Below are 23,316 nucleotides of genomic sequence, written 5' to 3'. Positions count from 1 at the left end.
GGTAGCAAAGAAAGTAGTAGTAAAGAAAGTAGTAGCAAAAATAGAAAGTCAGTACGACGATACAGGCCAGTAGCTCAATTGGCAGAGCAGCGGTCTCCAAAACCGCAGGTTGGGGGTTCGATTCCCTCCTGGCCTGCCAGCCTTCCCCAGGTTGGTATGTCTTTTTCCAAATTCTTTTATCGTTCGCCGTACCCTGAGGAGTCTCGTTTTTATGAAGCCTGGTTCTGTAAAACATGGCGCCGAGGTGCAACAGACGCGCCATGACGGGCTCAAGTGGGCGGCGGTCGTAGCGCTGCTTGTCATTGCTGTTGTTGGTAATACCTATTTCGCCGATATTGGCCTGCTCTACCGCGTGCTCGGTGTAGTGGTGTTGTGTGCGATTGCAGGTTTGATCGCGCTAACCACTACCAAGGGTCGCGATTTAGTAGAGCTTGCCAGAAGCGCCAAGAAAGAGATTCAGCGCGTTGTATGGCCGACCCGTGCCGAAACCATTCAAACCACAGCCATTGTGCTGGTGGCTGTTATGGTGGTGGGGTTGATGCTGTGGTTGATCGATACTCTTCTTGGCTGGGCGATGTCCGGCGTCATTGGTTAGGAGTTTTCATGTCCAAACGTTGGTACGTCGTTCACGCTTATTCTGGGTTTGAAAAGCATGTCATGCGTTCACTGATTGAGCGTGTGAAAATGTATGGTATGGAAGATCGTTTCGGCGAGATTCTGGTGCCGACAGAAGAAGTCGTTGAAATGCGTGACGGCAAGCGCCGCAAGAGTGAGCGTAAATTTTATCCTGGCTACGTGTTAGTCGAGATGGAAATGGCTGATGAAACATGGCACCTTGTCAATGAGACGCCACGTGTTATGGGTTTTATTGGTGGGACGAAAGAGAAGCCGGCAGCCATTACCTCGCGGGAAGCAGATGCTATTCTGGCGCGTGTCAAAGATGGTACCGATAAGCCGCGGCCCAAAACGATGTTTGAGCCGGGTCAGTCAGTACGTGTTGTCGACGGCCCGTTTGCCGATTTCAACGGCGTTGTTGAAGAAGTTAACTATGAAAAGAGTCGCCTGCACGTCAGCGTGCTGATTTTTGGGCGCTCTACACCTGTTGAGTTAGAGTTTTCTCAGGTTGAGAAAGAGTAACGGGTGAGTAGTAAATAGTTAGTAGTAAATAGTTAGTAGCAAATAGTTAGTAGTGAATAGTAGGTAAGCGGTAAGTTTTAATTCGTGTGAAATGGCGAGTCAGCTGTTTCGCTGGTACCGGGGAGCCTTCGGGCGCTATTACCCAACTGGAGTGTTAAAGATGGCCAAGAAAGTACAGGCTTATATCAAACTGCAGGTTGCTGCAGGTAAAGCCAATCCAAGTCCGCCGGTAGGCCCCGCACTGGGTCAGCACGGCGTGAACATCATGGAATTCTGTAAGGCGTTTAACGCCTCGACTCAAGAAATTGAGCCGGGTCTACCAACGCCAGTCGTGATCACTGTCTACTCTGATCGTGGCTTCACGTTTGTCACCAAAACAGCACCTGCTGCCGTGCTGCTGAAAAAAGCCGCCGGTATCAAGTCCGGTTCTGGTGAGCCGAACAAGAAGAAGGTCGGCACCGTGACTCGTGAGCAGCTTGAAGAGATTGCCAAGACCAAAGAGCCTGACTTGACGGCTGCCAATCTTGATGCCGCAGTGCGCACCATTGCTGGTAGCGCTCGCAGCATGGGCCTAAACGTGGAGGGTCTCTGATCATGGCTAAACTGTCTAAGCGTGCGAAAATCATTCGCGAAAAAGTAGATACCACCAAAGCCTACTCTATTGAAGAAGCGGTAGCACTGCTCTCCGAGCTGTCGACTGTTAAATTCAAAGAGTCCGTTGATGTCGCTATCAACCTGGGCGTTGACCCGCGTAAATCCGACCAAGTTGTGCGTGGCGCTACCGTCATGCCTAACGGTACTGGTAAAGATGTGCGCGTTGCTGTCTTTACTCAGGGTGCTAATGCCGATGCCGCTAAAGAAGCTGGCGCCGACATCGTGGGCATGGACGACTTGGCTGAGCAAGTAAAAAAAGGCGTTATGGATTTTGACGTCGTTATCGCTTCGCCAGACGCCATGCGCGTTGTTGGTCAGTTAGGTCAAATTCTAGGTCCGCGCGGCCTGATGCCTAACCCGAAAGTTGGTACCGTAACGCCTGATGTGGCGACTGCGGTTAAAAACGCTAAAGCGGGTCAGGTGCGTTTCCGCACCGACAAAAACGGCATTATCCACACTACGCTGGGTAAAGTGGATTTTGACGCTACAGCGATTAACGGCAACCTGGAAGCACTGGTTGCTGACCTGAAGCGCCTCAAGCCGAGTTCGTCTAAAGGCATTTACTTCAAAAAAATGACCCTGTCTACTACTATGGGCCCGGGCCTAACAATCGATCACTCTGCTTTCGTATAAGCGAGTAATCGTTGGTTTTTTTGAAAGAACCGAGCAAGAACTTTGCGGTCCCCCGTTAGGTTGATATTCACCACCGGGGCATCGTCAAAGACCGCAGGTGCCGCGTTTGACGAGTACGTATTTTTGCGTATACCCAAGCGCGGCTTAATTGCCCTATAAGCGCCTGCGCAGATGGTGTGGCCGCCAGTTGGTTAAAGCTTAAACGGCTTTCTGGTGAGCACCATCCCAAGGCTTTCCGTCTTGCACTGCTGTTAAAACAACTGATTTTACAGTAAGGCGCGGAAAGAGATGGTAACCACCGGAACCTTCCTGGGTTCCGGCACGAAGGAGTGATCACTGTGCCACTAGCACTTGAAGGCAAGAAAGCGATTGTTGCCGAGGTCAGTGAAGCGGCCAAGGGCGCACTCTCCGTCGTAGTTGCTGATTCTCGCGGCGTCACGGTCGGTAAAATGACCGATCTGCGTAAGCAGGCGCGTGAGAATGGTGTAGAGCTGCGTGTTGTACGTAACACGCTGGCTCGCCGCGCTCTCGAGGGCACTCAGTGGGAGTGCTTGAACGATAGCTTCGTTGGTCCTACGTTGTTGGCCTTCTCTACTGATCATCCGGGCGCTGCTGCTCGTCTGTTCAAAGAGTTTGCTAAAGCGGACAAGAACTTCGAAGTAAAAGCGTTGGCCTACGAAGGTGAGCTGATTCCGGCTGCTGACATCGACCGTCTGGCAACCCTACCGACCCACGACGAGGCTATCGCTAAGTTGATGTCGGTAATGAAAGAAGCCTCCGCTGGCAAGCTGGTTCGTACTCTGGCCGCTCTGCGCGACCAGAAGCAAGAAGCAGAAGCTGCCTAAGCAGCGTTTCTTGCAGGTGGCGTGACGTGTATGACGGTATAAATCATAAACGGCGCGATGCCTGAACCGAGCAATGAATCCTGAGTCCTCGGTCGACCGAGACTCCCGCAAAGTTAGGAATGAAAAATGGCACTGTCTAAAGACGATATCATCAATGCTGTAGCCGACATGTCCGTTATGGAAGTTGTCGAGCTGATCGAAGCAATGGAAGAGAAATTCGGCGTATCTGCAGCGGCTGCTGTTATGGCTGGTCCTGCGGGCGGCGGCGAAGCCGCTGCTGAAGAGCAGACTGAGTTTGACGTAGTTCTGACTGCTGCTGGCGACAAGAAAGTTAACGTGATCAAAGCAGTTCGTGAGATCACCGGCCTTGGCTTGAAAGAAGCTAAAGGTGCTGTTGACGGCGCTCCGGCGACCATCAAAGAAGGTCTGTCTAAGGACGACGCTGAAGCAGCTAAAGCTAAGCTGGAAGAAGCGGGCGCAACCGTCGAGCTCAAGTAATTTTTGTGCGGACGGCTTTACGCGCTGCGTAAGCTTCCACGGCTGGCGGCGGGATATCCCGCTGCCGGCCTTTTTCTGTTGTAACTGATGTTTAATCGCAGCAGTGCGGTTGGTAAATAGCAGAGACGATAGAAGCTTAAAAGCGTTATAGAAGATCGTTATTGCAGATTGTGTTATCGAATACAGTGTTACCGACGACTGAGTTATCGACGACTGAGTTATCGAACTAGATTTTCGACGGCGAGCTACCGATTTAGGAGCTTGCTGTTTGTGTCTGACACGCCCGCAGGGCAGATGACCACGCATCGGTCACCCATGGTGAACAAGCTGGGGAATACAGATGGCTTACTCATATACTGAGAAAAAACGCATCCGCAAGGATTTCGGCAAACTGCCCCAAGTAATGGATGTGCCTTACTTGCTGGCGATCCAGCTTGATTCCTATTACGACTTCCTCCAGCAAGATCGTTCGCCCGACGAGCGTCACGAAGTTGGTCTGCACGCGGCGTTTAAGTCCGTGTTTCCAATTGAGAGCTTCTCCGGTAATGCGGCGCTTGAGTATGTCAGCTACCGTTTCGGCACGCCGGCGTTCGATGTTAAGGAGTGCCAGCTGCGTGGCGTGACTTACTCCGCTCCGCTGCGCGTCAAGGTTCGCTTGATCATTTATGATCGCGACTCCTCGAACAAAGCAATCAAAGATATCAAAGAGCAGGAAGTCTACATGGGGGAAATCCCCCTGATGACCGAAAACGGTACCTTTGTTATTAACGGTACTGAGCGGGTTATCGTTTCCCAGCTCCACCGCTCACCCGGTGTGTTCTTCGATCACGATAAAGGCAAGAGCCACTCGTCAGGCAAGCTGCTCTATTCAGCACGCGTGATTCCTTACCGTGGTTCCTGGCTCGACTTCGAGTTTGATCCCAAAGACAACGTCTTTGTGCGTATTGACCGTCGCCGCAAATTGCCGGCCTCGATACTGATGCGTGCGTTGGGGATGAGCACCGAAGAGATCCTCGCCGAGTTCTTTGAAACCAGCGTCTTCCACATCGAGAAATCCGGTTTCTCTGTGGAGCTGGTGCCGTCGCGTCTGCGCGGCGAGACCGCGACTTTCGACATCAAGGATGGCGAAGGTAATGTGATTGTTGAAGAGGGGCGCCGGATTACCCAGAAGCACATTCGCCAGCTTGAAAAAGCAGGCCTTGAGCGTCTGGATGTGCCGATGGAGTACCTCTTCGGCAAAACGCTGGCAAAAGATCAGATCGACTCCAAAACAGGCGAGCTGATCTGCCCGTGCAACACCGAGATTACTCCAGAAGTACTTGAGCGTATGGCTCAGGGCGGCATTGCGCTGATTGAAACCCTGTACACCAACGATCTTGACTGCGGCTCATTCATCTCCGATACCTTAAAGCTGGATACGACCAACTCCGCGCTTGAAGCCTTGGTTGAGATTTACCGCATGATGCGCCCCGGTGAGCCGCCCACTAAAGAGTCGGCCGAGACGCTGTTTAACAACCTGTTCTTCAGCGAAGATCGCTACGACCTCTCAGGCGTTGGTCGCATGAAGTTCAACCGTCGCCTGCGTCGTGAAACGGACTCCGGCTCCGGTGTATTGGATCGTAAGGACATTCTGGATGTGCTGCGCGAGCTGATCAGCATTCGTAACGGCTTCGGTGATGTTGACGATATCGATCACCTGGGTAACCGCCGTATTCGCTGCGTTGGCGAAATGGCTGAAAACCAGTTCCGCGTTGGCCTAGTGCGCGTCGAGCGCGCGGTGAAAGAGCGTCTTTCCATGGCGGAAAGCGAAGGCCTGATGCCCCAAGACTTGATCAACGCCAAGCCAGTTGCGGCGGCGGTGAAAGAGTTCTTCGGTTCCAGCCAGCTTTCCCAGTTTATGGATCAGAACAACCCGCTTTCGGAAGTTACCCACAAGCGTCGTGTCTCAGCACTCGGCCCCGGTGGTTTGACCCGTGAGCGCGCAGGCTTCGAAGTACGTGACGTTCACGCCACGCACTACGGGCGCCTTTGCCCGATCGAAACGCCAGAAGGCCCGAACATCGGTCTGATTAACTCGCTGGCGACCTACAGCCACACTAATAGCTACGGTTTCTTAGAAACGCCGTACCGCAAAGTGGTGGATCGTCAGTTGACCGACGACATTGTGCACCTCTCGGCGATCGAAGAGGGCGATTTTGTTATCGCCCAGGCGTCAGCGGCGGTGGATGAATCCAACAAGCTGAGCGATGACCTGGTTCAGGTACGCCACCGTGGTGAGACCACCTTCATGCGTCCTGAGCAAGTGACGCTGATGGACGTTTCGCCCCGTCAGGTGGTATCGGTTGCTGCAGCATTGATTCCGTTCCTGGAGCACGATGACGCTAACCGCGCCTTGATGGGTTCCAACATGCAGCGTCAGGCGGTGCCGACCCTGCGTGCCGATAAGCCGCTCGTCGGTACCGGCATGGAGCGCTTTGTTGCCCGTGACTCCGGTGTCTGTGCGGTGGCGAATCGTGGCGGGGTGATTGACTCCGTTGACGCGCGTCGTGTGGTGGTACGGGTCAATGAAGATGAAATCATCGGCGGTGAAGCCGGGGTTGATATCTACAACCTGACCAAGTACACCCGTTCGAACCAGAACACCTGTATGAACCAGCGTCCCATCGTGCGTCCTGGCGATAGCGTGGCGCGTGGCGATATTCTCGCCGACGGCCCGTCGGTCGACATGGGCGATTTGGCACTGGGTCAGAACATGCGCATCGCGTTCATGCCCTGGAACGGTTACAACTTCGAGGACTCCATCCTGCTTTCCGAGCGGGTTGTTCAAGAAGACCGTTTCACCACGATTCATATTCAGGAACTGACCTGTGTGTCTCGTGACACCAAGTTGGGTTCGGAAGAGATTACCGCCGACATCCCCAATGTGGGCGAGTCTGCGCTCTCCAAACTGGATGAAGCGGGTGTCGTCTACATCGGTGCCGAAGTTGGCCCGGGTGATATTCTGGTCGGTAAAGTAACGCCGAAGGGTGAAACCCAGCTGACGCCTGAAGAGAAGCTGCTACGTGCCATCTTCGGTGAGAAAGCGTCGGACGTTAAAGACACCTCGCTGCGTGCCCCCACCGGCATGATCGGTACGGTCATCGACGTTCAGGTGTTTACTCGCGACGGCGTAGAGAAAGACTCTCGCGCCCTGTCTATTGAGCGCACGCAGCTTGATGAGGTTCGCAAGGATCTCCAAGAGACCTACCGTATCGCTGAAGAGGCAACGTTTGAACGCCTCAAGCGTACCCTTGAGGGTCAGGCCGTTAACGGCGGTCCTAACCTCAAGAAAGGCGATGTGCTCGACGAAGCGTACCTAGATGAGCTGCCGCGTCAGCAATGGTTCAAGCTGCGCATGCAAGATGAGTCGTTTAATGAGCTGTTGGCCCAGGCCGACGAACAGCTTGAAAACCGTCGTAAAGAGATGGACGAGCGTTTCGAAGATAAGAAACGCAAGCTGACCCAGGGCGACGATCTCGCGCCGGGCGTGCTGAAGATCGTCAAGGTCTATATGGCCGTTAAGCGGCGCATTCAGCCGGGCGATAAGATGGCTGGTCGTCACGGTAACAAAGGTGTTATCTCGGCGATTATGCCGATCGAAGATATGCCGTTTGATGAGAAGGGCGAGTCGGTCGACGTGGTGCTAAACCCATTGGGCGTACCGTCACGGATGAACGTTGGTCAGATTCTGGAAACCCACTTGGGCATGGCCGCGCGCGGTTTGGGCGTCAAGATCGAAGCCATGTTGCGCGATGCACGTGGCCAGCAAGTCGCTGAAATTCGCGATTTCCTGGGCCAGGTCTACAACACTCAAGGCACCCGCGTTGAAGATATTGACTCCCTGACCGATGACGAAGTCATCGCTCTGGCGAAGAATCTCAAAGGCGGTGTGCCGATGGCGACACCGGTGTTCGATGGTGCCAAAGAGCACGAAATCAAACACCTGCTGAAGCTGGCGGACATTCCCGAGTCGGGTCAGATGGCGCTATTCGATGGCCGCACCGGTGACGCTTTTGACCGTCCGGTCACCGTTGGTTACATGTACATGCTGAAGCTCAACCACTTGGTAGACGACAAGATGCACGCGCGTTCTACCGGTTCTTACTCGCTGGTTACCCAGCAGCCCTTGGGTGGTAAGGCGCAATTCGGTGGTCAGCGCTTCGGTGAGATGGAGGTGTGGGCGTTGGAAGCATACGGCGCCGCTTACACACTACAAGAGATGCTCACCGTCAAGTCGGACGACGTCGAAGGCCGCACCAAGATGTATAAAAACATCGTGGATGGCGACCACACCATGCAGGCAGGCATGCCGGAATCCTTCAACGTACTCGTGAAGGAAATCCGCTCGCTGGGCATCGATATCGAGTTAGAGAGCTAGGAGCCGTCATATGAAAGATTTGGTGAAAGTACTCAAATCGCAGTCTCAGTCCGAAGAGTTTGACGCGATCAAGATTACCCTTGCGTCGCCGGACATGATTCGCTCCTGGTCGTTTGGCGAGGTGAAGAAGCCTGAGACCATTAACTACCGTACCTTTAAACCGGAGCGGGACGGTCTGTTCTGCGCCAAAATTTTTGGCCCGGTAAAGGATTACGAGTGCCTGTGCGGCAAGTATAAGCGCATGAAGCACCGCGGTATTATCTGTGAAAAGTGTGGCGTTGAAGTCACCAAGGCCGCCGTGCGCCGTGAGCGCATGGGGCACATTGAGCTCGCCTCGCCGGTGGCGCACATTTGGTTTTTGAAGTCACTGCCTTCGCGTATCGGTATGTTCCTCGATATGACCCTGCGTGATATCGAGCGCGTGCTCTATTTTGAAAGCTTCGTCGTTATCGACCCCGGCATGACCACCCTTGAGCGTGGTCAGCTGTTGAACGACGAGCAGTATTTCGAAGCGCTGGAAGAGTTCGGTGACGACTTTGATGCCCGCATGGGTGCCGAAGCCGTTCAGGAACTGCTCAAAGACATCGATCTGGAAGAAGAGATTAATCATCTGCGCGAAGAGATTCCGCAGACCAACTCGGAAACCAAGATCAAGAAGCTGTCTAAGCGCCTTAAGCTACTGGAAGCCTTCTATCACTCTGGCAATGCGCCGGCGTGGATGGTCATGGAAGTGCTGCCTGTGCTGCCGCCGGACCTGCGTCCGCTGGTACCGCTCGACGGTGGCCGCTTCGCGACCTCTGATCTCAACGATCTTTACCGTCGTGTGATCAACCGTAACAACCGCCTCAAGCGTCTGCTTGATCTCAATGCGCCGGATATTATCGTGCGCAACGAGAAGCGCATGCTCCAGGAAGCGGTCGATGCGCTGTTGGATAACGGTCGTCGTGGCCGTGCGATCACGGGCTCCAATAAGCGCCCGCTGAAATCGCTTGCCGACATGATCAAAGGTAAGCAGGGTCGTTTTCGTCAGAACCTGCTGGGTAAGCGCGTCGACTACTCGGGCCGCTCGGTGATTACCGTCGGGCCGACGCTGCGTTTGCACCAGTGCGGCCTGCCCAAGAAAATGGCCCTTGAGCTGTTCAAGCCGTTTATCTACTCCAAGCTGCAATCCTTGGGCTACGCCTCAACGATTAAAGCCGCCAAGAAGATGGTCGAGCGCGAGCTGCCGGAAGTGTGGGACATCCTGGCCGATGTCATCCGCGAGCACCCGGTACTGCTTAACCGCGCACCGACGCTTCACCGTCTGGGCATCCAGGCGTTTGAGCCGCTGTTGATTGAAGGTAAAGCGATTCAGCTGCACCCGCTGGTCTGTGCCGCCTACAACGCCGACTTTGACGGTGACCAGATGGCGGTACACGTACCGCTAACCCTGGAAGCCCAGCTTGAAGCGCGTGCGTTGATGATGGCCACCAATAACGTGCTGTCGCCCGCTAACGGCGAGCCGATCATCGTGCCGTCGCAAGACGTTGTTCTGGGTCTTTACTACATGACCCGTGAAAAGATCAACGCCAAAGGCGAAGGCATGGTGTTCTCCGACCTCAATGAGGTAGAGCGCGCGTTTGGCACTCAGTCAGTATCGTTACACGCCCGCGTGAAAGTACGCCTGGACGAAACGGATATTCAAGAAGAGAACGGTGAGCGTAGCTTCCACCGCCGTATTTACGAGACCACTGTCGGCCGTGCATTGCTGTTCCGTATCCTGCCTGAAGGCGTGCCCTTCGAGCTGATCGATCAGCCGATGAAGAAGAAGGCGATCTCCAGTCTGATCAACGAAGTCTATCGTCGTGCCGGCCTCAAGCCGACCGTCATCTTCGCTGACCAACTGATGTATACCGGTTTCCGTCTGGCGACCTGGTCCGGCGCCTCTATCGGTGTTAACGACTTCGTTATCCCGGAAGCTAAAACCGAGATCGTTGACGCGGCAGAAGCCGAAGTTAAAGAGATCGAAGACCAGTTCTCCTCTGGCCTGGTAACAGCAGGTGAGAAGTACAACAAGGTTATCGATATCTGGTCCAAGGCCAACGATAAAGTCGCCAAAGCGATGATGGTCGGTATCTCGAAAGAGACCGTCGTCGATCGTGATGGAAACGAAGTTGAGCAGGACTCGTTTAACAGCGTCTTTATCATGGCCGACTCCGGTGCGCGTGGTTCTGCTGCCCAGATCCGTCAGCTGGCGGGTATGCGTGGTTTGATGGCCAAGCCGGATGGCTCGATCATCGAAACGCCGATCGTCGCCAACTTCCGTGAAGGCCTGAACGTACTGCAGTACTTCATCTCGACCCATGGTGCGCGTAAAGGGCTTGCGGATACGGCATTGAAAACCGCCAACTCCGGTTACCTGACCCGTCGCCTGGTCGACGTGGCGCAGGACTTGGTTATCACCGAAGTCGACTGTGGCACTGAAAACGGCTTGACGCTTCATCCGATCATCGAGGGCGGCGACATTATTGTACCGCTCTCCCAGCGCGTGCTGGGCCGAGTGGTCGCTCAGGATGTCGTGCATCCTGGCAGCGGTGAAGTGTTAATCGCTAAAGGTACCTTGCTCGATGAGAAGTGGTGTGCCGAGCTCGACACCATGGGTGTTGACGAGATCATAGTGCGCTCGACGATCACCTGTGAGACCCCGCACGGCGTGTGTGCCTCTTGTTACGGCCGCGATTTGGCCCGTGGCCATCAGGTCAATATCGGTGAAGCGGTCGGCGTCATCGCCGCACAGTCGATCGGTGAGCCGGGTACCCAGCTCACCATGCGTACCTTCCACATCGGTGGCGCGGCATCGCGTTCCTCGGCAGTGGATAGTGTACAGGTCAAGCACGGCGGTAAAGTTCGTCTGCACAACATCAAACACGTTGAGCGTGGCGACGGTAAGCTGGTGGTGGTCTCTCGTTCGAGTGCTTTGGCCGTCGCTGACGATCATGGCCGTGAACGTGAGTACTACAAGCTGCCTTACGGTGCTGAGCTCTCCGTCCGTGATGGCGATGTCGTTGATGCCGGCGCGACGGTGGCCAAGTGGGATCCGCACACTCACCCGATCGTGGCTGAAGTAGAGGGTAAAGCGCAGTTTATCGACCTCGACGAGGGTGTCACCATGCACCGTAGCGTCGATGAGATGACCGGCCTCTCCTCTATTGAAGTTATCGAGTCAGCAGCGCGTCCGATGGCTGGCCGTGACAAGCGCCCCATGGTTATGCTGCAAGACAGTGTTGGCGAATACGTTTCTGTCTCCGGCTCTAACACGCCTGTGCAGTACTTGCTGCCAGGCAACTCGATTATTTCGGTTGATGATGGTGCGACCATCGGTGTGGGTGAAGTGGTTGCCCGTATCCCGGTAGAGGCGTCGGCGAACAAAGACATCACCGGTGGTCTGCCGCGGGTAGCTGACTTGTTCGAAGCGCGTAAGCCGAAAGAGTCCTCTATCCTGGCCGAGATCAGCGGTGTGGTCAGCTTCGGTAAAGAGACCAAAGGCAAGCGTCGTCTGATGATTACCCCGGAATCAGGCGATCCGTTTGAAGCCTTGATCCCGAAGTGGCGTCAAATTGCTGTATTCGAAGGCGAAACCGTCGAGAAAGGCGAAGTGATTTCCGACGGCCCCAGCAATCCTCACGATATCCTGCGGTTATTGGGTGTTGAGGAGCTTGCTAAGTACATCACTGCCGAAGTGCAAGACGTTTATCGTCTGCAGGGCGTTGGCATTAACGATAAGCACATCGAAGTGATTGTGCGTCAGATGCTGCGCAAGGTAGAGATTACCGATTCGGGTGATTCTGACTTCATTACCGGCGACCAAGCAGAGCTGGTGCGCGTGCTGGAGCAGAATGATCGTCTTGAGAAAGAGAAGAAATTCCCAGCCAATTACCAGCGTATGCTGCTGGGTATTACCAAGGCTAGTCTGGCCACCGAATCGTTCATTTCCGCAGCCTCCTTCCAGGAGACAACGCGCGTACTGACCGAAGCAGCGGTGACCGGCAAGCGTGATTACTTGCGTGGCCTGAAAGAGAATGTGGTAGTGGGTCGTCTGATTCCGGCAGGTACCGGTTTGACTCACCACGCAGAGCGTCGTCGCAAGCGCGAAGATGTTGAGCAACTGTTCAATCCCTCGGCTACCGAGGTTGAGCAGGAGCTAGGTGCCCAGTTGACCGCTCTGGATACAGATGACGAGCTGTAAACTGGCACTGAATAATAGTTAGTACACGAATAGCTGACCTGAAAGACGGTGAGCCTTGCCGGTTAAACCGCCGGCAAGGCTTGACGTACCCTAGGGTCAGCCTTTAGAATGCGCAGCCTTTAACAGTGGGGTGGGTGCGCCCGCACCCGCTGCATGTATTTGTTAAAGGCTAAGGCAACCATTGGAGTCAGCTAAACACCATGGCAACGATTAATCAGCTAGTGCGCAAGCCACGCAAGCGCCCCGTCACTAAAAGTGATGTGCCAGCGCTGCAGGCTTGTCCGCAAAGACGTGGCGTATGTACGCGCGTTTACACCACCACACCGAAGAAGCCTAACTCGGCCCTGCGTAAGGTTTGCCGTGTACGCCTGACCAACGGCTTTGAAGTGTCTTCTTATATCGGTGGTGAAGGTCACAACCTTCAAGAACACTCGGTCGTTTTGATTCGCGGCGGACGTGTAAAGGATTTGCCAGGTGTGCGTTATCACACTGTTCGTGGCGCCCTTGACACCTCCGGCGTTCAAAATCGTCGTCAGGGTCGTTCTAAATACGGTACTAAGCGTCCTAAGTCCTAAGATCTGTTTAACAGTTCCAAGGTGCTGGGAAGCTATACAGCAAGAACTGCGTGTTGGGCTTGCTGAGTAACGATTATCACGAATTTGACGGTCTGATAAGAGTAAGGTCGGGCAGCGCTTGTGGTATTTGAAGATCGTACACAGGTTGCATGAGTTCCGGGTTTACCTGAAAGATCCTTAATTGAGGGCTTATCATGCCTAGAAGAAGAGTAGTAGCTAAACGCGAGATTCTGCCGGATCCTAAGTTCGGAAGTGAGCGTCTGGCGAAGTTCATGAACCACCTGATGGTCAGCGGCAAGAAGTCCATAGCTGAGCGTATCGTCTACGGTGCGTTGGACAAGGTTGCCGAGCGTAGTAAAGAAGATCCGCTGGAGATCTTCGACAAAGCGCTGGAAGCCATCCAGCCAATGGTCGAAGTGAAGTCGCGCCGTGTAGGTGGTGCGACCTATCAGGTTCCGGTTGAAGTACGTCCGTCTCGCCGTCAAGCGCTCGCCATGCGCTGGCTGGTGGACGCGGCGCGTCGTCGCGGTGAGAAAACCATGGTGCAGCGTCTGGCCGGCGAAATGGTGGATGCTGCTGAAGGTAAAGGCTCCGCTGTTAAGAAGCGCGAAGACGTGCATCGTATGGCGGAAGCCAACAAGGCCTTCTCGCACTATCGTTTTTAAGATCGGCGTTTCTAAGATCGGCGTTTCTAAGGGCAGCGTTTCTGAGAGCGGCGTTTCCAGGAACGCTGTTCATGAAACCGGCGTTTTTAAGTACGACCTTATGGCTTTTATATGCACGTTGTTCAGCAGGGTGAAGTGTTCGCTGAGTCGCGTCGTTGCAACACATGAGTTGCAATACCTAGCCGCTACCCTGATGGGTGGCGGAGGTCGCATAAGCCTCGCTTGCATACGCCGCTAAATTAACGAGCATCGCCAACAAACGGGAGTTTCACCGTGGCACGCAAGACTCCACTAAATCGCTACCGTAATATCGGTATCGTCGCTCACGTCGACGCGGGTAAAACCACGACGACTGAGCGTGTACTGTTCTACACCGGCCTTTCCCACAAAGTGGGTGAAGTGCACGACGGTGCTGCAACCATGGACTGGATGGAGCAGGAGCAGGAGCGTGGTATTACTATCACCTCAGCTGCGACTACCTGTTTCTGGCAGGGCATGAGCAAGCAGTTCCCTGAGCACCGTATCAACATTATCGACACCCCGGGGCACGTTGACTTCACCATTGAAGTTGAACGTTCGCTGCGTGTGCTCGATGGTGCGGTCGTTGTGCTGTGTGGCTCTTCCGGCGTTCAGCCGCAGACCGAAACAGTATGGCGCCAGGCCAATAAGTACGAAGTACCACGTATGGTTTTCGTCAATAAGATGGACCGTACCGGCGCTGACTTCTTTATGGTTGTCAACCAGTTGAAAGAGCGCTTGGGTGCTAATGCTGTGCCGATCCAGATTAACTGGGGCACAGAAGAGGACTTTAAAGGCGTTATCGACCTGATTCAGATGAAGGCTATCCTGTGGGATGAGGAAAGCCTGGGTATGAATTATGATCTCGTGGATATTCCTGCTGATCTACAAGAAACAGCAGAGAAGTACCGCGAAGAGATGGTTGAAGCTGCTGCCGAAGGCTCCGACGAGCTGATGGATAAGTACCTTGAAGGTGGCGAGCTAACGGTTGAAGAGATCAAGGCCGGACTGCGCGCGCGCACCCTGGCTAACGATATCGTCCTGGTGACCTGTGGTTCTGCCTTTAAGAATAAGGGTGTTCAAGCGGTACTGGACGGCGTTATCGAATACATGCCTTCGCCGACGGAAGTTAAAGCGATCGAAGGTGAGCTGGACGATAAAGACGGCACCGTTGATACCCGTGAAGCGGATGACAGTGCGCCGTTTGCGGCGTTGGCGTTTAAAATTGCCACCGACCCCTTCGTCGGTACGCTGACCTTTATCCGTGTCTACTCGGGCGTTCTGAAATCTGGTGACGGCGTATATAACTCCGTTAAGCAGAAAAAAGAGCGTGTTGGTCGTATCGTTCAGATGCACGCCAACTCTCGTGAAGAGATCAAAGAAGTCCTGGCGGGCGATATCGCTGCCTGTATCGGTCTGAAAGATGTCACCACCGGTGATACCCTGTGCGATATCGATAACAAGATTGTTCTCGAGCGCATGGAGTTCCCGGATCCGGTTATCTCGGTTGCCGTAGAGCCCAAGTCTAAGGCTGACCAAGAGAAGATGGGCGTTGCCCTGGGCAAGCTTGCTCAGGAAGATCCCTCCTTCCAAGTCAAGACCGACGAAGAGACCGGCCAGACGATTATTTCTGGTATGGGTGAGCTTCACCTGGATATTCTTGTTGACCGTATGCGTCGCGAGTTTAAGGTTGAGGCCAACATCGGTAAGCCGCAGGTGGCCTATCGCGAAACCATTCGCGGCAGTATCGAGCAAGAAGGCAAGTTTGTGCGTCAGTCCGGTGGTCGTGGTCAGTATGGTCACGTTTGGCTGCGTATTGAGCCGCTGACAGCAGAAGAAAAGGGTGAAGGCGAAGACGAACTGTTCTTCAAGTTCAACTCTGAAATCGTGGGTGGCACGGTTCCCAAGGAATACGTACCTGCGGTTGAGAAGGGTGCTTTTGAGCAGCTCAAAAACGGTGTCATCGCGGGCTACCCGATGATCGACGTTAAAGTAACGCTGTTCGATGGCTCCTTCCACGACGTGGACTCTAACGAGACTGCGTTTAAGATTGCTTCTTCTATGGCAGTAAAAGAAGGTGCCAGGAAGGCCAAGGCCGTGCTGCTGGAGCCGGTGATGAAGGTCGAAATCGTGACCCCCGAAGAGTTTATGGGTGACGTCATGGGTGACCTGAGCCGTCGTCGCGGCCTGGTGCAGGGTATGGATGACTCCTCTTCTGGTAAAGTCATTCGTGCGACGGTGCCGCTGGGCGAGATGTTCGGTTATGCAACCGATCTGCGCTCACAAACCCAGGGCCGTGCGAGCTACTCCATGGAGTTCTCGAAGTACGACGAGGCGCCCTCCAGCGTCGTTGAAGCCGTCATCAATCAAAACGGTTAACCGTTAGCAACGTAAAGAGGTTATAGCAGTGGCTAAGGAAAAATTTGAACGTTCCAAACCGCACGTCAACGTCGGCACCATTGGTCACGTCGACCACGGTAAAACGACTCTGACTGCGGCCCTAACTCGCGTGTCTGCTGAGGTTTTCGGCGGCGACTGGCGTGAATTTGATACCATCGATAACGCTCCTGAAGAGCGCGAGCGTGGTATCACTATCGCTACTTCACACGTGGAATATCAGTCTGAAGAGCGTCACTACGCGCACGTTGACTGCCCAGGACACGCTGACTACGTCAAGAACATGATCACCGGTGCTGCGCAGATGGACGGCGCGATCCTGGTATGTTCTGCCGCAGACGGCCCGATGCCGCAAACCCGCGAGCACATCCTGCTGTCTCGTCAGGTTGGCGTACCGTTCATCGTTGTGTTCCTGAACAAAGCGGACATGGTCGATGACGAAGAGCTGCTTGAGCTGGTAGAGATGGAAGTTCGCGAACTTCTAGACCAGTACGACTTCCCGGGCGACGACACGCCGATCATCACTGGTTCTGCGCTGATGGCACTGAACGGTGAAGATGAGAACGGTATGGGTACGACTGCCGTTGCTAATCTAATCAAAGCTCTGGATGCTTACATTCCTGAGCCGGAGCGTGCTATTGACCAGCCGTTCCTGATGCCGATCGAAGACGTGTTCTCTATCTCTGGTCGCGGTACTGTTGTTACCGGTCGTGTAGAACGCGGTATCGTCACGCCGGGTAGTGAAGTCGAAATCGTCGGTATCCGTGATACCGTTAAGACTATCGTTACCGGTGTTGAAATGTTCCGTAAACTGCTCGACGAAGGTCGTGCTGGTGAGAACGTTGGCGCCCTGCTGCGTGGTACTAAGCGTGATGACGTCGAGCGTGGCCAAGTTCTGGCCAAGCCGGGCACCATCAACCCGCACACTGTCTTCGAAGCAGAAGTTTACGTGCTGTCCAAAGAAGAGGGTGGTCGTCATACGCCTTTCTTCAAGGGCTACCGTCCGCAGTTCTACTTCCGTACCACCGACGTAACCGGTACTTGTGAACTGCCGGAAGGCGTTGAAATGGTCATGCCGGGTGACAACGTTCAGATGGTTGTTACCTTGATCGCGCCGATCGCAATGGACGAAGGTTTGCGCTTCGCTATTCGTGAAGGCGGCCGTACTGTCGGTGCTGGCGTTGTGGCCAAGATCGTCAAGTAAGCAAGATGCTCGAGTGATGAAGGGGGCTCTGATGAGCCCCCTTTTCTGCGCACCATCAGCAAATGTTTGACATGGGCTTGTGGCGTGCCTATAATGCGCATCCTTTGAATGCGTGGGTAGACGGCTCGCGCCGTCGACATCCATTGGAGTTTAGGGCAAATGCAGAACCAAAAGATTCGCATTCGGTTGAAAGCGTTCGACCATCGCCTGATCGATCAGTCCACAGCGGAAATTGTTGAAACCGCTAAGCGTACTGGTGCTCAGGTTCGTGGGCCGATTCCGCTGCCGACCAACCGCGAGCGCTATACCATTCTGATCTCACCGCACGTTAATAAAGATGCGCGTGACCAGTATGAGATTCGTACTCATAAGCGTGTGCTCGACATCGTTGAGCCAACCGAGAAAACTGTTGATGCATTGATGAAACTCGATCTCGCCGCAGGCGTTGACGTGCAAATCAAGCTCAACTAATTACACTAGTCACTTGCGGCCCAGCGCTCATCGCTTGTTTTAACAAGATTGCATGAGCAGCAGCCGCCGCGCCGTGAGGCGCTACACAATGTGCTAGTGGAATGCTCTGGAAAGGGCAGCCATAGCGGGTGATAGCCCCGTACACTATAGGAGACTGAGTATGACTATCGGTTTAGTCGGTAAAAAGGCCGGGATGACCCGTGTCTTTACCGAAGACGGCGCGTCTGTGCCCGTAACCGTTATTGAAGTTGATCCTAATCGTGTTACTCGCGTTAAATCCGTTGAATCTGACGGTTACGCGGCGATTCAGGTCACATCTGGTTCTCGTAAAGCCAAGCACCTCACCAAAGCGCAAGCTGGACAGTTTGCCAAAGCGGGTGTTGAGGCTGGTCGTGCGCTGATGGAGTTTCGTCTTGCTGAAGGCGAAGAGATTCCTGAAGTGGGCGGCGAACTCACCGTATCCCTCTTCGAAGCTGGTCAAATGGTTGACGTGACTGGCACCTCTAAGGGTAAAGGCTTCCAGGGTGCTGTTAAGCGCTGGAACTTCCGTACCCAAGACATGACTCACGGTAACTCTCTGTCGCATCGCGCGCCGGGCTCTATCGGCATGTGTCAGACTCCGGGTCGCGTTTTCAAAGGCAAAAAGATGGCCGGTCAAATGGGTAATGCCCGTTGCACCGTGCAGAGCCTTGAGATCGTCCGTGTCGACGCCGAGCGTAACCTGCTGCTGATTAAAGGCGCCGTACCGGGTGCTCCTGGTAGTGACGTTATCGTTCGCAGCGCCGTGAAAGCAGGCTGAAGGGGATAATTACCAATGAATCTGAATCTTGCTGCAGGCGCGGGTACCGTTGAAGTAGCCGACGCCACTTTTGGCAAAGAATTCAACGAAGCGCTCGTTCACCAAGTGGTTACTGCTTATTTGGCAGCTGGCCGTCAGGGAACTCGCGCACAAAAGAGTCGTTCCGACGTTCGTGGTGGTGGTAAAAAGCCTTGGCGTCAGAAGGGCACCGGTCGTGCACGTGCCGGTACTATCCGCTCTCCGCTATGGCGTAGCGGCGGCGTAACCTTCGCGGCACGTCCGCAAGACTACACCCAGAAGGTTAACCGCAAGATGTACCGCGCAGCGATGCGCTCCATCCTGTCTGAACTAGTACGTCAAGAGCGCCTAGTCGCGATTGAAGAGTTCAGCGTCGATGCGCCCAAGACCAAGCAGGTAGCTGCCAAGCTGAAAGAGCTCAACCTTGAAAAAGTGTTGATCGTCACTGAAGAGATTGACGAGAAGCTCTATTTGGCCGCACGCAACCTTCCCCACGTTGACGTGGTGGATGTCGCGGCAGCTGACCCGGTAAGCCTGGTAGCCTTTGATAAGGTCCTGATTACCGTCTCCGCCCTGCGTAAATTCGAGGAGAAGCTGGCATGAACCAGGAACGCGTATTCAAGGTTCTGCTTGGACCGCACGTGACCGAAAAAGCCGCGATGGCAGCCGAGCGCAACCAGTACGTTTTCAAGGTGGCATCTGATGCTACCAAGCCCGAGATCAAGAAGGCCGTTGAAGCACTTTTCGGCAAAAAGGTCGGCAGTGTTCAGGTACTGAACATGAAGGGTAAAACCAAGCGTACTGCAAACGGCATTGGCCTACGTAAGGGTTACCGCAAAGCATATGTAACTCTGGCTGCGGGTGAAACGCTCGAAGACTTCACAGGCGCCGAATAAGGGCAGGAGTACGGATAATGGCAATCGTCAAGACCAAACCCACTTCCGCCGGTCGTCGCCACGTCGTCAAGATCGTTGGCGAGGAACTGTTTAAAGGCCGTGCGTATGCACCGCTGTTAGAAAAACAGTCCAAGTCCGGCGGCCGTAACAACTACGGTCGTATCACCACCCGCCACGTAGGCGGTGGTCATCGTCACCACTATCGGTTGATCGACTTCAAGCGCACTAAAGATGGCATTCCTGCCACCGTTGAGCGTCTTGAGCACGATCCCAATCGCAGTGCGCACATTGCACTGCTGAAGTATGCCGATGGTGAGCGTCGTTACATCATTGCACCGAAAGGTGTCAGCGCGGGTGACGTGCTGGAATCGGGTGTTAACGCGTCAATCAAGAAAGGCAATGCCTTGCCGCTGCGTAACGTCCCGTTGGGTTCTACGGTGCACTGCATCGAACTTAAGCCGGGTAAAGGTGCGCAGATTGCTCGCAGTGCTGGTACAAGCGCCCAGTTGGTTGCGCGTGAAGGTAACTACGCCACCCTGCGTCTTCGCTCCGGCGAAATGCGTAAAGTGTTGGCCGAGTGCCGCGCGACCTTGGGTGAAGTGAGCAACTCTGAGCACAGCCTGCGTCAACTTGGCAAGGCCGGTGCGAAGCGCTGGAGAGGTGTGCGTCCGACTGTTCGCGGTGTCGCGATGAACCCGGTGGATCACCCGCACGGTGGTGGCGAAGGCCGCACCAGCGGTGGTCGTAACCCGGTCACCCCATGGGGTGTGCCGACTAAGGGCTACAAGACGCGTAAGAACAAGCGCACCGACAAGCTGATCATTCGCCGTCGTAACAAGACGCGTTGATCTAATTTGCCAAGACATTAAGAGGTAACGGCTGTGCCACGTTCACTAAAGAAAGGTCCCTTCATTGACCTTCATCTTTTGAAGAAGGTAGAGGCTGCAGTAGAGAAGAACGATCGCAAACCAATCAAGACTTGGTCGCGTCGTTCGATGATCCTGCCAAACATGGTAGGTCTCACTATCGCGGTCCATAACGGTCGCCAGCACGTCCCGGTGCACGTATCCGAGGAAATGGTTGGCCACAAATTGGGCGAATTCGCTGCTACCCGCACTTATCGTGGGCATGTGGCGGATAAGAAAGCCAAACGGTAAGCCAGAGAGGATTGAGAGATGGAAGTCACAGCTAAGCTGCTTGGCGCTCGTTTATCCGCCCAGAAGGCCCGTTTGGTGGCTGACCAGGTGCGCGGTAAACCTGTCGCCGAGGCACTCGACCTGCTGACCTTCTCACCGAAGAAGGCTGCCAAGCTGGTTAAGAAGGTGCTGCAATCCGCTATAGCAAATGCGGAAGAAAATAACGGCATGGATATTGACGAGCTGCGTGTCTCGACCATCTGCGTCGATGAGGGCATGACGCTCAAGCGTATCAAGCCGCGTGCCAAGGGGCGTGCGGATCGTATCTTGAAGCGCACGTGCCACATCACCGTCAAGGTAGCCGAGAAGTAGGAGTCGACCGATGGGTCAGAAAGTCAATCCAACAGGCATTCGACTGGGCATCGTCAAAGACCATGCTTCTGTCTGGTATGCTGAGCGCGGCGCTTACGCCGATAAGCTCAATAATGATCTCGAAGTGCGTAGCTTCCTGGAAGAGCGTCTTAAAAGCGCCTCCGTTAGCCGCATCCACATCGAGCGTCCGGCGAACAACGCCCGCATCACTATTCACACTGCCCGTCCGGGTATCGTGATTGGTAAAAAAGGTGAAGATGTCGACCGTTTGCGTCGCGATCTTACCGAGATGATGGGTGTTCCCGTGCATGTGAACATCGAAGAAGTTCGCAAGCCGGAGCTGGATGCCAAGCTAGTCGCTGCCAACGTAGCGGGTCAGCTTGAGCGTCGCGTGATGTTCCGTCGTGCCATGAAGCGCGCGGTACAGAACGCAATGCGTCTTGGCGCTGGTGGCATCAAGATTCAGCTGTCAGGTCGTCTGGGTGGCGCTGAAATCGCACGTACCGAATGGTACCGCGAGGGTCGCGTTCCGCTGCACACGTTGCGTGCGGATATCGACTACGCCACTTACGAAGCTCACACCACCTACGGCGTTATCGGCGTCAAAGTGTGGATCTTCAAGGGTGAAATCCTCGGCGGTATCGAGGAAGTACGTGCCAAGGCTAAGCAACAGCAGCCTGCCGGCAACGCGCCCAAGAAGAAAGGTTCCAGGTAAGGGGAGAGCGAGTCGATGTTACAGCCCAAGCGTATGAAATTCCGCAAGATGATGAAGGGCCGCAACCGTGGCCTGGCGCATCGCGGAAGCAAGATCAGCTTCGGGGAATATGGCCTAAAAGCTACCGGTCGCGGACGCATTACTGCGCGCCAGATCGAAGCAGGCCGTCGTGCGATCACGCGTCACGTTAAGCGTGGCGGTAAGATTTGGATCCGCGTTTTCCCTGATAAGCCGATCTCTAAAAAGCCGCTCGAAGTTCGTATGGGTAAAGGTAAAGGTTCTGTTGAGTACTGGGTTGCCCAGATCCAACCGGGTCGGGTCCTGTATGAAATCGAAGGCGTGTCGGAAGAGCTCGCACGTGAAGCGTTTGAGCTTGCCGCACAGAAAATGCCCTTATCCACCACCTTTGCGAAACGGACGGTGATGTGATGAAAGCCCAGGAAATTCGTGAAAAGTCCGCAGGAGAGCTCCAGGAGCAACTCCTCGAACTCCTCCGCGAGCAGTTTAACCTGCGCATGCAGAAGGCCACTGGCCAACTGAGCCAGACTCATCTGCTCAAGCAGGTCCGCCGGGATATTGCCCGCGTTAAGACTTTGCTCAACGAGAAGGCAGGTGATTGAGATGGCCGAAGAAAAAACAACGCGTACGCTCACTGGTAAAGTAGTGAGCGATAAGATGGACAAGTCCATCGTCGTGATGATCGAGCGGCGCGAGCGTCACCCGATCTACGGAAAATACGTTAAGCGCTCCACCAAGCTGCACGCCCATGACGAGGCGAACCAGGCTAAGGCAGGCGATACGGTTTCCATTCAGGAGTGCCGTCCGCTTTCCAAGAAGAAAGCCTGGACGCTCGTCGAGGTGGTTGAACACGTCAAGGGTTAATCCCTGGACTTGTCAATCAGTGTAGTCAGATTAGGTTTGGAGAAAACCGATGATTCAGACTCAGACAATGCTGGATGTCGCCGACAACAGCGGAGCGCGCCGGGTGCAATGCATCAAGGTGTTAGGCGGTTCACACCGTCGCTACGCTCGCGTTGGTGATATCATCAAGGTCACGGTTAAGGAAGCGATTCCGCGTGGCAAGGTCAAAAAAGGCCAGGTGCTAAAAGCGGTCGTGGTCCGGACCCGTAGTGGCGTCCGTCGTCCCGACGGTTCGCTCATCCGTTTCGATGGAAATGCGGCAGTTTTGTTGAATAACACCAACGAACAGCCCATCGGTACCCGTATTTTTGGGCCGGTGACTCGTGAACTTCGTAATGAAAAGTTCATGAAGATCATTTCCTTAGCGCCTGAAGTGCTGTAAGGAGCGAGGCGGATATGCAAAAGATCAAACGTGACGATGAAGTCATCGTCATCGCCGGGAAGGATAAAGGCAAGCGTGGCACCGTTAAGCGGGTATTAGAGAACCGTTTCTTGGTGTCCGGTGTGAACATGATTAAACGTCACACCAAGCCAAATCCCATGGCGGGTAATCAGGGCGGTATCGTCGAGCGCGAGGCTCCGATTCACGCGTCCAACGTAGCCATCTTCAATTCGGAGACCGGTAAGGCGGATCGCGTCGGCTTCCAAGTGAAGGAAGACGGTACCAAGGTACGTATCTACAAGTCGACGCAGACGCAGATCGACGCCTAACGCGAGTCG

The 23,316-nt window shown here is 54.5% G+C and carries 26 protein-coding genes and 1 tRNA gene; 26 read left to right on the top strand and 1 reads right to left on the bottom strand.

Going from position 1 to position 23,316, the window contains the following annotated elements:
* Nucleotides 1-63 precede the first annotated feature (63 nt).
* The 11 genes from QT230_RS12105 (at nucleotide 64) to rpsG (ending at nucleotide 13,649) form a co-directional block, all read left to right on the top strand.
* Nucleotides 64-139, top strand: a tRNA-Trp gene (locus QT230_RS12105).
* Nucleotides 140-211: 72 nt separating this feature from the next.
* Nucleotides 212-595, top strand: a complete 384-nt coding sequence (secE, locus tag QT230_RS12100; RefSeq protein WP_308322073.1) for a preprotein translocase subunit SecE — start codon at nucleotides 212-214, stop codon at nucleotides 593-595.
* A gap of 8 nt (nucleotides 596-603) precedes the next feature.
* Nucleotides 604-1,137 carry a transcription termination/antitermination protein NusG gene (gene nusG / locus QT230_RS12095; RefSeq protein ID WP_308322072.1) on the top strand — a complete coding sequence of 178 codons (534 nt, stop codon included), beginning with the start codon at nucleotides 604-606 and terminating at the stop codon, nucleotides 1,135-1,137.
* A 160-nt stretch (nucleotides 1,138-1,297) separates the two neighbouring features.
* Complete coding sequence (rplK, locus tag QT230_RS12090; protein ID WP_308322071.1) at nucleotides 1,298-1,729, top strand: 50S ribosomal protein L11; 432 nt, start codon at nucleotides 1,298-1,300, stop codon at nucleotides 1,727-1,729.
* Nucleotides 1,730-1,731: 2 nt separating this feature from the next.
* Nucleotides 1,732-2,424: a 50S ribosomal protein L1 gene (gene rplA, locus QT230_RS12085; RefSeq protein ID WP_308322070.1), complete on the top strand. Its 693-nt coding sequence runs from the start codon at nucleotides 1,732-1,734 to the stop codon at nucleotides 2,422-2,424.
* A gap of 338 nt (nucleotides 2,425-2,762) precedes the next feature.
* A complete protein-coding gene (gene rplJ / locus QT230_RS12080; protein WP_113269841.1) occupies nucleotides 2,763-3,269 on the top strand; it encodes a 50S ribosomal protein L10 in 507 nt (168 codons plus the stop codon).
* 126 nt (nucleotides 3,270-3,395) lie between these two features.
* The gene (gene rplL, locus QT230_RS12075) at nucleotides 3,396-3,767 is read left to right on the top strand and encodes a 50S ribosomal protein L7/L12 (protein WP_308322069.1); all 372 of its coding nucleotides are present in this window, start codon (nucleotides 3,396-3,398) and stop codon (nucleotides 3,765-3,767) included.
* A gap of 340 nt (nucleotides 3,768-4,107) precedes the next feature.
* Nucleotides 4,108-8,184 carry a DNA-directed RNA polymerase subunit beta gene (gene rpoB / locus QT230_RS12070; protein WP_308322068.1) on the top strand — a complete coding sequence of 1,359 codons (4,077 nt, stop codon included), beginning with the start codon at nucleotides 4,108-4,110 and terminating at the stop codon, nucleotides 8,182-8,184.
* A gap of 10 nt (nucleotides 8,185-8,194) precedes the next feature.
* On the top strand, nucleotides 8,195-12,409 hold the full coding sequence (gene rpoC, locus QT230_RS12065; protein WP_308322067.1) for a DNA-directed RNA polymerase subunit beta': 4,215 nt from the start codon (nucleotides 8,195-8,197) through the stop codon (nucleotides 12,407-12,409).
* 200 nt (nucleotides 12,410-12,609) lie between these two features.
* Nucleotides 12,610-12,984, top strand: a complete 375-nt coding sequence (gene rpsL / locus QT230_RS12060; RefSeq protein ID WP_308322066.1) for a 30S ribosomal protein S12 — start codon at nucleotides 12,610-12,612, stop codon at nucleotides 12,982-12,984.
* Between the two features lie 194 nt (nucleotides 12,985-13,178).
* Nucleotides 13,179-13,649: a 30S ribosomal protein S7 gene (gene rpsG / locus QT230_RS12055; RefSeq protein WP_308322065.1), complete on the top strand. Its 471-nt coding sequence runs from the start codon at nucleotides 13,179-13,181 to the stop codon at nucleotides 13,647-13,649.
* On the opposite strand, the gene QT230_RS20865 is transcribed toward rpsG, so the two are convergent.
* A complete protein-coding gene (locus tag QT230_RS20865; RefSeq protein WP_374694461.1) occupies nucleotides 13,582-13,722 on the bottom strand; it encodes a hypothetical protein in 141 nt (46 codons plus the stop codon). The two genes, rpsG and QT230_RS20865, sit on opposite strands and share 68 nt — an antisense overlap.
* Before the next feature lie 200 nt (nucleotides 13,723-13,922).
* Here QT230_RS20865 and fusA point away from each other — a divergent pair, with 200 nt between their 5' ends.
* The 15 genes from fusA to rplX all read left to right on the top strand — a co-directional run bounded on the left by fusA (nucleotide 13,923) and on the right by rplX (nucleotide 23,307).
* The gene (fusA, locus tag QT230_RS12050; RefSeq protein ID WP_308322064.1) at nucleotides 13,923-16,046 is read left to right on the top strand and encodes an elongation factor G; all 2,124 of its coding nucleotides are present in this window, start codon (nucleotides 13,923-13,925) and stop codon (nucleotides 16,044-16,046) included.
* Between the two features lie 28 nt (nucleotides 16,047-16,074).
* On the top strand, nucleotides 16,075-17,268 hold the full coding sequence (gene tuf / locus QT230_RS12045; protein ID WP_308322063.1) for an elongation factor Tu: 1,194 nt from the start codon (nucleotides 16,075-16,077) through the stop codon (nucleotides 17,266-17,268).
* 159 nt (nucleotides 17,269-17,427) lie between these two features.
* On the top strand, nucleotides 17,428-17,739 hold the full coding sequence (rpsJ, locus tag QT230_RS12040; RefSeq protein ID WP_007112007.1) for a 30S ribosomal protein S10: 312 nt from the start codon (nucleotides 17,428-17,430) through the stop codon (nucleotides 17,737-17,739).
* A gap of 160 nt (nucleotides 17,740-17,899) precedes the next feature.
* Complete coding sequence (gene rplC, locus QT230_RS12035; protein ID WP_009288142.1) at nucleotides 17,900-18,538, top strand: 50S ribosomal protein L3; 639 nt, start codon at nucleotides 17,900-17,902, stop codon at nucleotides 18,536-18,538.
* Nucleotides 18,539-18,553: 15 nt separating this feature from the next.
* Nucleotides 18,554-19,159: a 50S ribosomal protein L4 gene (gene rplD / locus QT230_RS12030; protein ID WP_308322060.1), complete on the top strand. Its 606-nt coding sequence runs from the start codon at nucleotides 18,554-18,556 to the stop codon at nucleotides 19,157-19,159.
* Complete coding sequence (gene rplW, locus QT230_RS12025; RefSeq protein ID WP_308322059.1) at nucleotides 19,156-19,452, top strand: 50S ribosomal protein L23; 297 nt, start codon at nucleotides 19,156-19,158, stop codon at nucleotides 19,450-19,452. The genes rplD and rplW overlap by 4 nt, the downstream gene beginning before the upstream one ends.
* 17 nt (nucleotides 19,453-19,469) lie before the next feature.
* The gene (gene rplB / locus QT230_RS12020; RefSeq protein ID WP_308322058.1) at nucleotides 19,470-20,300 is read left to right on the top strand and encodes a 50S ribosomal protein L2; all 831 of its coding nucleotides are present in this window, start codon (nucleotides 19,470-19,472) and stop codon (nucleotides 20,298-20,300) included.
* Nucleotides 20,301-20,333: 33 nt separating this feature from the next.
* Nucleotides 20,334-20,609 (top strand): 30S ribosomal protein S19, encoded by a 276-nt coding sequence (gene rpsS, locus QT230_RS12015; RefSeq protein ID WP_027337511.1) that lies wholly within the window; start codon nucleotides 20,334-20,336, stop codon nucleotides 20,607-20,609.
* Nucleotides 20,610-20,627: 18 nt separating this feature from the next.
* On the top strand, nucleotides 20,628-20,960 hold the full coding sequence (rplV, locus tag QT230_RS12010; protein ID WP_007112002.1) for a 50S ribosomal protein L22: 333 nt from the start codon (nucleotides 20,628-20,630) through the stop codon (nucleotides 20,958-20,960).
* A gap of 10 nt (nucleotides 20,961-20,970) precedes the next feature.
* Nucleotides 20,971-21,675: a 30S ribosomal protein S3 gene (gene rpsC / locus QT230_RS12005; RefSeq protein ID WP_087108946.1), complete on the top strand. Its 705-nt coding sequence runs from the start codon at nucleotides 20,971-20,973 to the stop codon at nucleotides 21,673-21,675.
* Between the two features lie 15 nt (nucleotides 21,676-21,690).
* On the top strand, nucleotides 21,691-22,104 hold the full coding sequence (gene rplP / locus QT230_RS12000; RefSeq protein WP_007112000.1) for a 50S ribosomal protein L16: 414 nt from the start codon (nucleotides 21,691-21,693) through the stop codon (nucleotides 22,102-22,104).
* Nucleotides 22,104-22,295, top strand: a complete 192-nt coding sequence (gene rpmC, locus QT230_RS11995) for a 50S ribosomal protein L29 (protein WP_007111999.1) — start codon at nucleotides 22,104-22,106, stop codon at nucleotides 22,293-22,295. Before rplP ends, rpmC begins: the two co-directional genes overlap by 1 nt.
* Nucleotide 22,296: 1 nt before the next feature.
* Nucleotides 22,297-22,557: a 30S ribosomal protein S17 gene (gene rpsQ, locus QT230_RS11990; RefSeq protein WP_308322045.1), complete on the top strand. Its 261-nt coding sequence runs from the start codon at nucleotides 22,297-22,299 to the stop codon at nucleotides 22,555-22,557.
* Between the two features lie 49 nt (nucleotides 22,558-22,606).
* Nucleotides 22,607-22,978, top strand: coding sequence for a 50S ribosomal protein L14 (gene rplN, locus QT230_RS11985; protein WP_008959163.1), 372 nt, complete (start codon nucleotides 22,607-22,609; stop codon nucleotides 22,976-22,978).
* Between the two features lie 14 nt (nucleotides 22,979-22,992).
* Nucleotides 22,993-23,307 (top strand): 50S ribosomal protein L24, encoded by a 315-nt coding sequence (gene rplX, locus QT230_RS11980; protein ID WP_007111996.1) that lies wholly within the window; start codon nucleotides 22,993-22,995, stop codon nucleotides 23,305-23,307.
* Nucleotides 23,308-23,316: the final 9 nt, after the last annotated feature.

Source organism: Halomonas sp. SpR8 (assembly GCF_031010195.1).
In the GTDB taxonomy this organism is placed as follows: domain Bacteria; phylum Pseudomonadota; class Gammaproteobacteria; order Pseudomonadales; family Halomonadaceae; genus Vreelandella.
Note: the sequence above shows the minus strand (reverse complement) of the source record. Positions and strands in the feature narration are given on the sequence as shown.

Excerpts from the sequence above, each read along its gene's own strand:
- secE (WP_308322073.1), top strand. The coding sequence starts at position 212 with ATGAAGCCTGGTTCTGTAAAACATGGCGCCGAGGTGCAACAGACGCGC.
- nusG (WP_308322072.1), top strand. The coding sequence starts at position 604 with ATGTCCAAACGTTGGTACGTCGTTCACGCTTATTCTGGGTTTGAAAAG.
- rplK (WP_308322071.1), top strand. The coding sequence starts at position 1,298 with ATGGCCAAGAAAGTACAGGCTTATATCAAACTGCAGGTTGCTGCAGGT.
- rplA (WP_308322070.1), top strand. The coding sequence starts at position 1,732 with ATGGCTAAACTGTCTAAGCGTGCGAAAATCATTCGCGAAAAAGTAGAT.
- rplL (WP_308322069.1), top strand. The coding sequence starts at position 3,396 with ATGGCACTGTCTAAAGACGATATCATCAATGCTGTAGCCGACATGTCC.
- rpoB (WP_308322068.1), top strand. The coding sequence starts at position 4,108 with ATGGCTTACTCATATACTGAGAAAAAACGCATCCGCAAGGATTTCGGC.
- rpoC (WP_308322067.1), top strand. The coding sequence starts at position 8,195 with ATGAAAGATTTGGTGAAAGTACTCAAATCGCAGTCTCAGTCCGAAGAG.
- rpsL (WP_308322066.1), top strand. The coding sequence starts at position 12,610 with ATGGCAACGATTAATCAGCTAGTGCGCAAGCCACGCAAGCGCCCCGTC.
- rpsG (WP_308322065.1), top strand. The coding sequence starts at position 13,179 with ATGCCTAGAAGAAGAGTAGTAGCTAAACGCGAGATTCTGCCGGATCCT.
- QT230_RS20865 (WP_374694461.1), bottom strand. The coding sequence starts at position 13,722 with ATGAACAGCGTTCCTGGAAACGCCGCTCTCAGAAACGCTGCCCTTAGA.
- rpsJ (WP_007112007.1), top strand. The coding sequence starts at position 17,428 with ATGCAGAACCAAAAGATTCGCATTCGGTTGAAAGCGTTCGACCATCGC.
- rplC (WP_009288142.1), top strand. The coding sequence starts at position 17,900 with ATGACTATCGGTTTAGTCGGTAAAAAGGCCGGGATGACCCGTGTCTTT.
- rplD (WP_308322060.1), top strand. The coding sequence starts at position 18,554 with ATGAATCTGAATCTTGCTGCAGGCGCGGGTACCGTTGAAGTAGCCGAC.
- rplW (WP_308322059.1), top strand. The coding sequence starts at position 19,156 with ATGAACCAGGAACGCGTATTCAAGGTTCTGCTTGGACCGCACGTGACC.
- rplB (WP_308322058.1), top strand. The coding sequence starts at position 19,470 with ATGGCAATCGTCAAGACCAAACCCACTTCCGCCGGTCGTCGCCACGTC.
- rplV (WP_007112002.1), top strand. The coding sequence starts at position 20,628 with ATGGAAGTCACAGCTAAGCTGCTTGGCGCTCGTTTATCCGCCCAGAAG.
- rpsC (WP_087108946.1), top strand. The coding sequence starts at position 20,971 with ATGGGTCAGAAAGTCAATCCAACAGGCATTCGACTGGGCATCGTCAAA.
- rplP (WP_007112000.1), top strand. The coding sequence starts at position 21,691 with ATGTTACAGCCCAAGCGTATGAAATTCCGCAAGATGATGAAGGGCCGC.
- rpmC (WP_007111999.1), top strand. The coding sequence starts at position 22,104 with ATGAAAGCCCAGGAAATTCGTGAAAAGTCCGCAGGAGAGCTCCAGGAG.
- rpsQ (WP_308322045.1), top strand. The coding sequence starts at position 22,297 with ATGGCCGAAGAAAAAACAACGCGTACGCTCACTGGTAAAGTAGTGAGC.
- rplN (WP_008959163.1), top strand. The coding sequence starts at position 22,607 with ATGATTCAGACTCAGACAATGCTGGATGTCGCCGACAACAGCGGAGCG.
- rplX (WP_007111996.1), top strand. The coding sequence starts at position 22,993 with ATGCAAAAGATCAAACGTGACGATGAAGTCATCGTCATCGCCGGGAAG.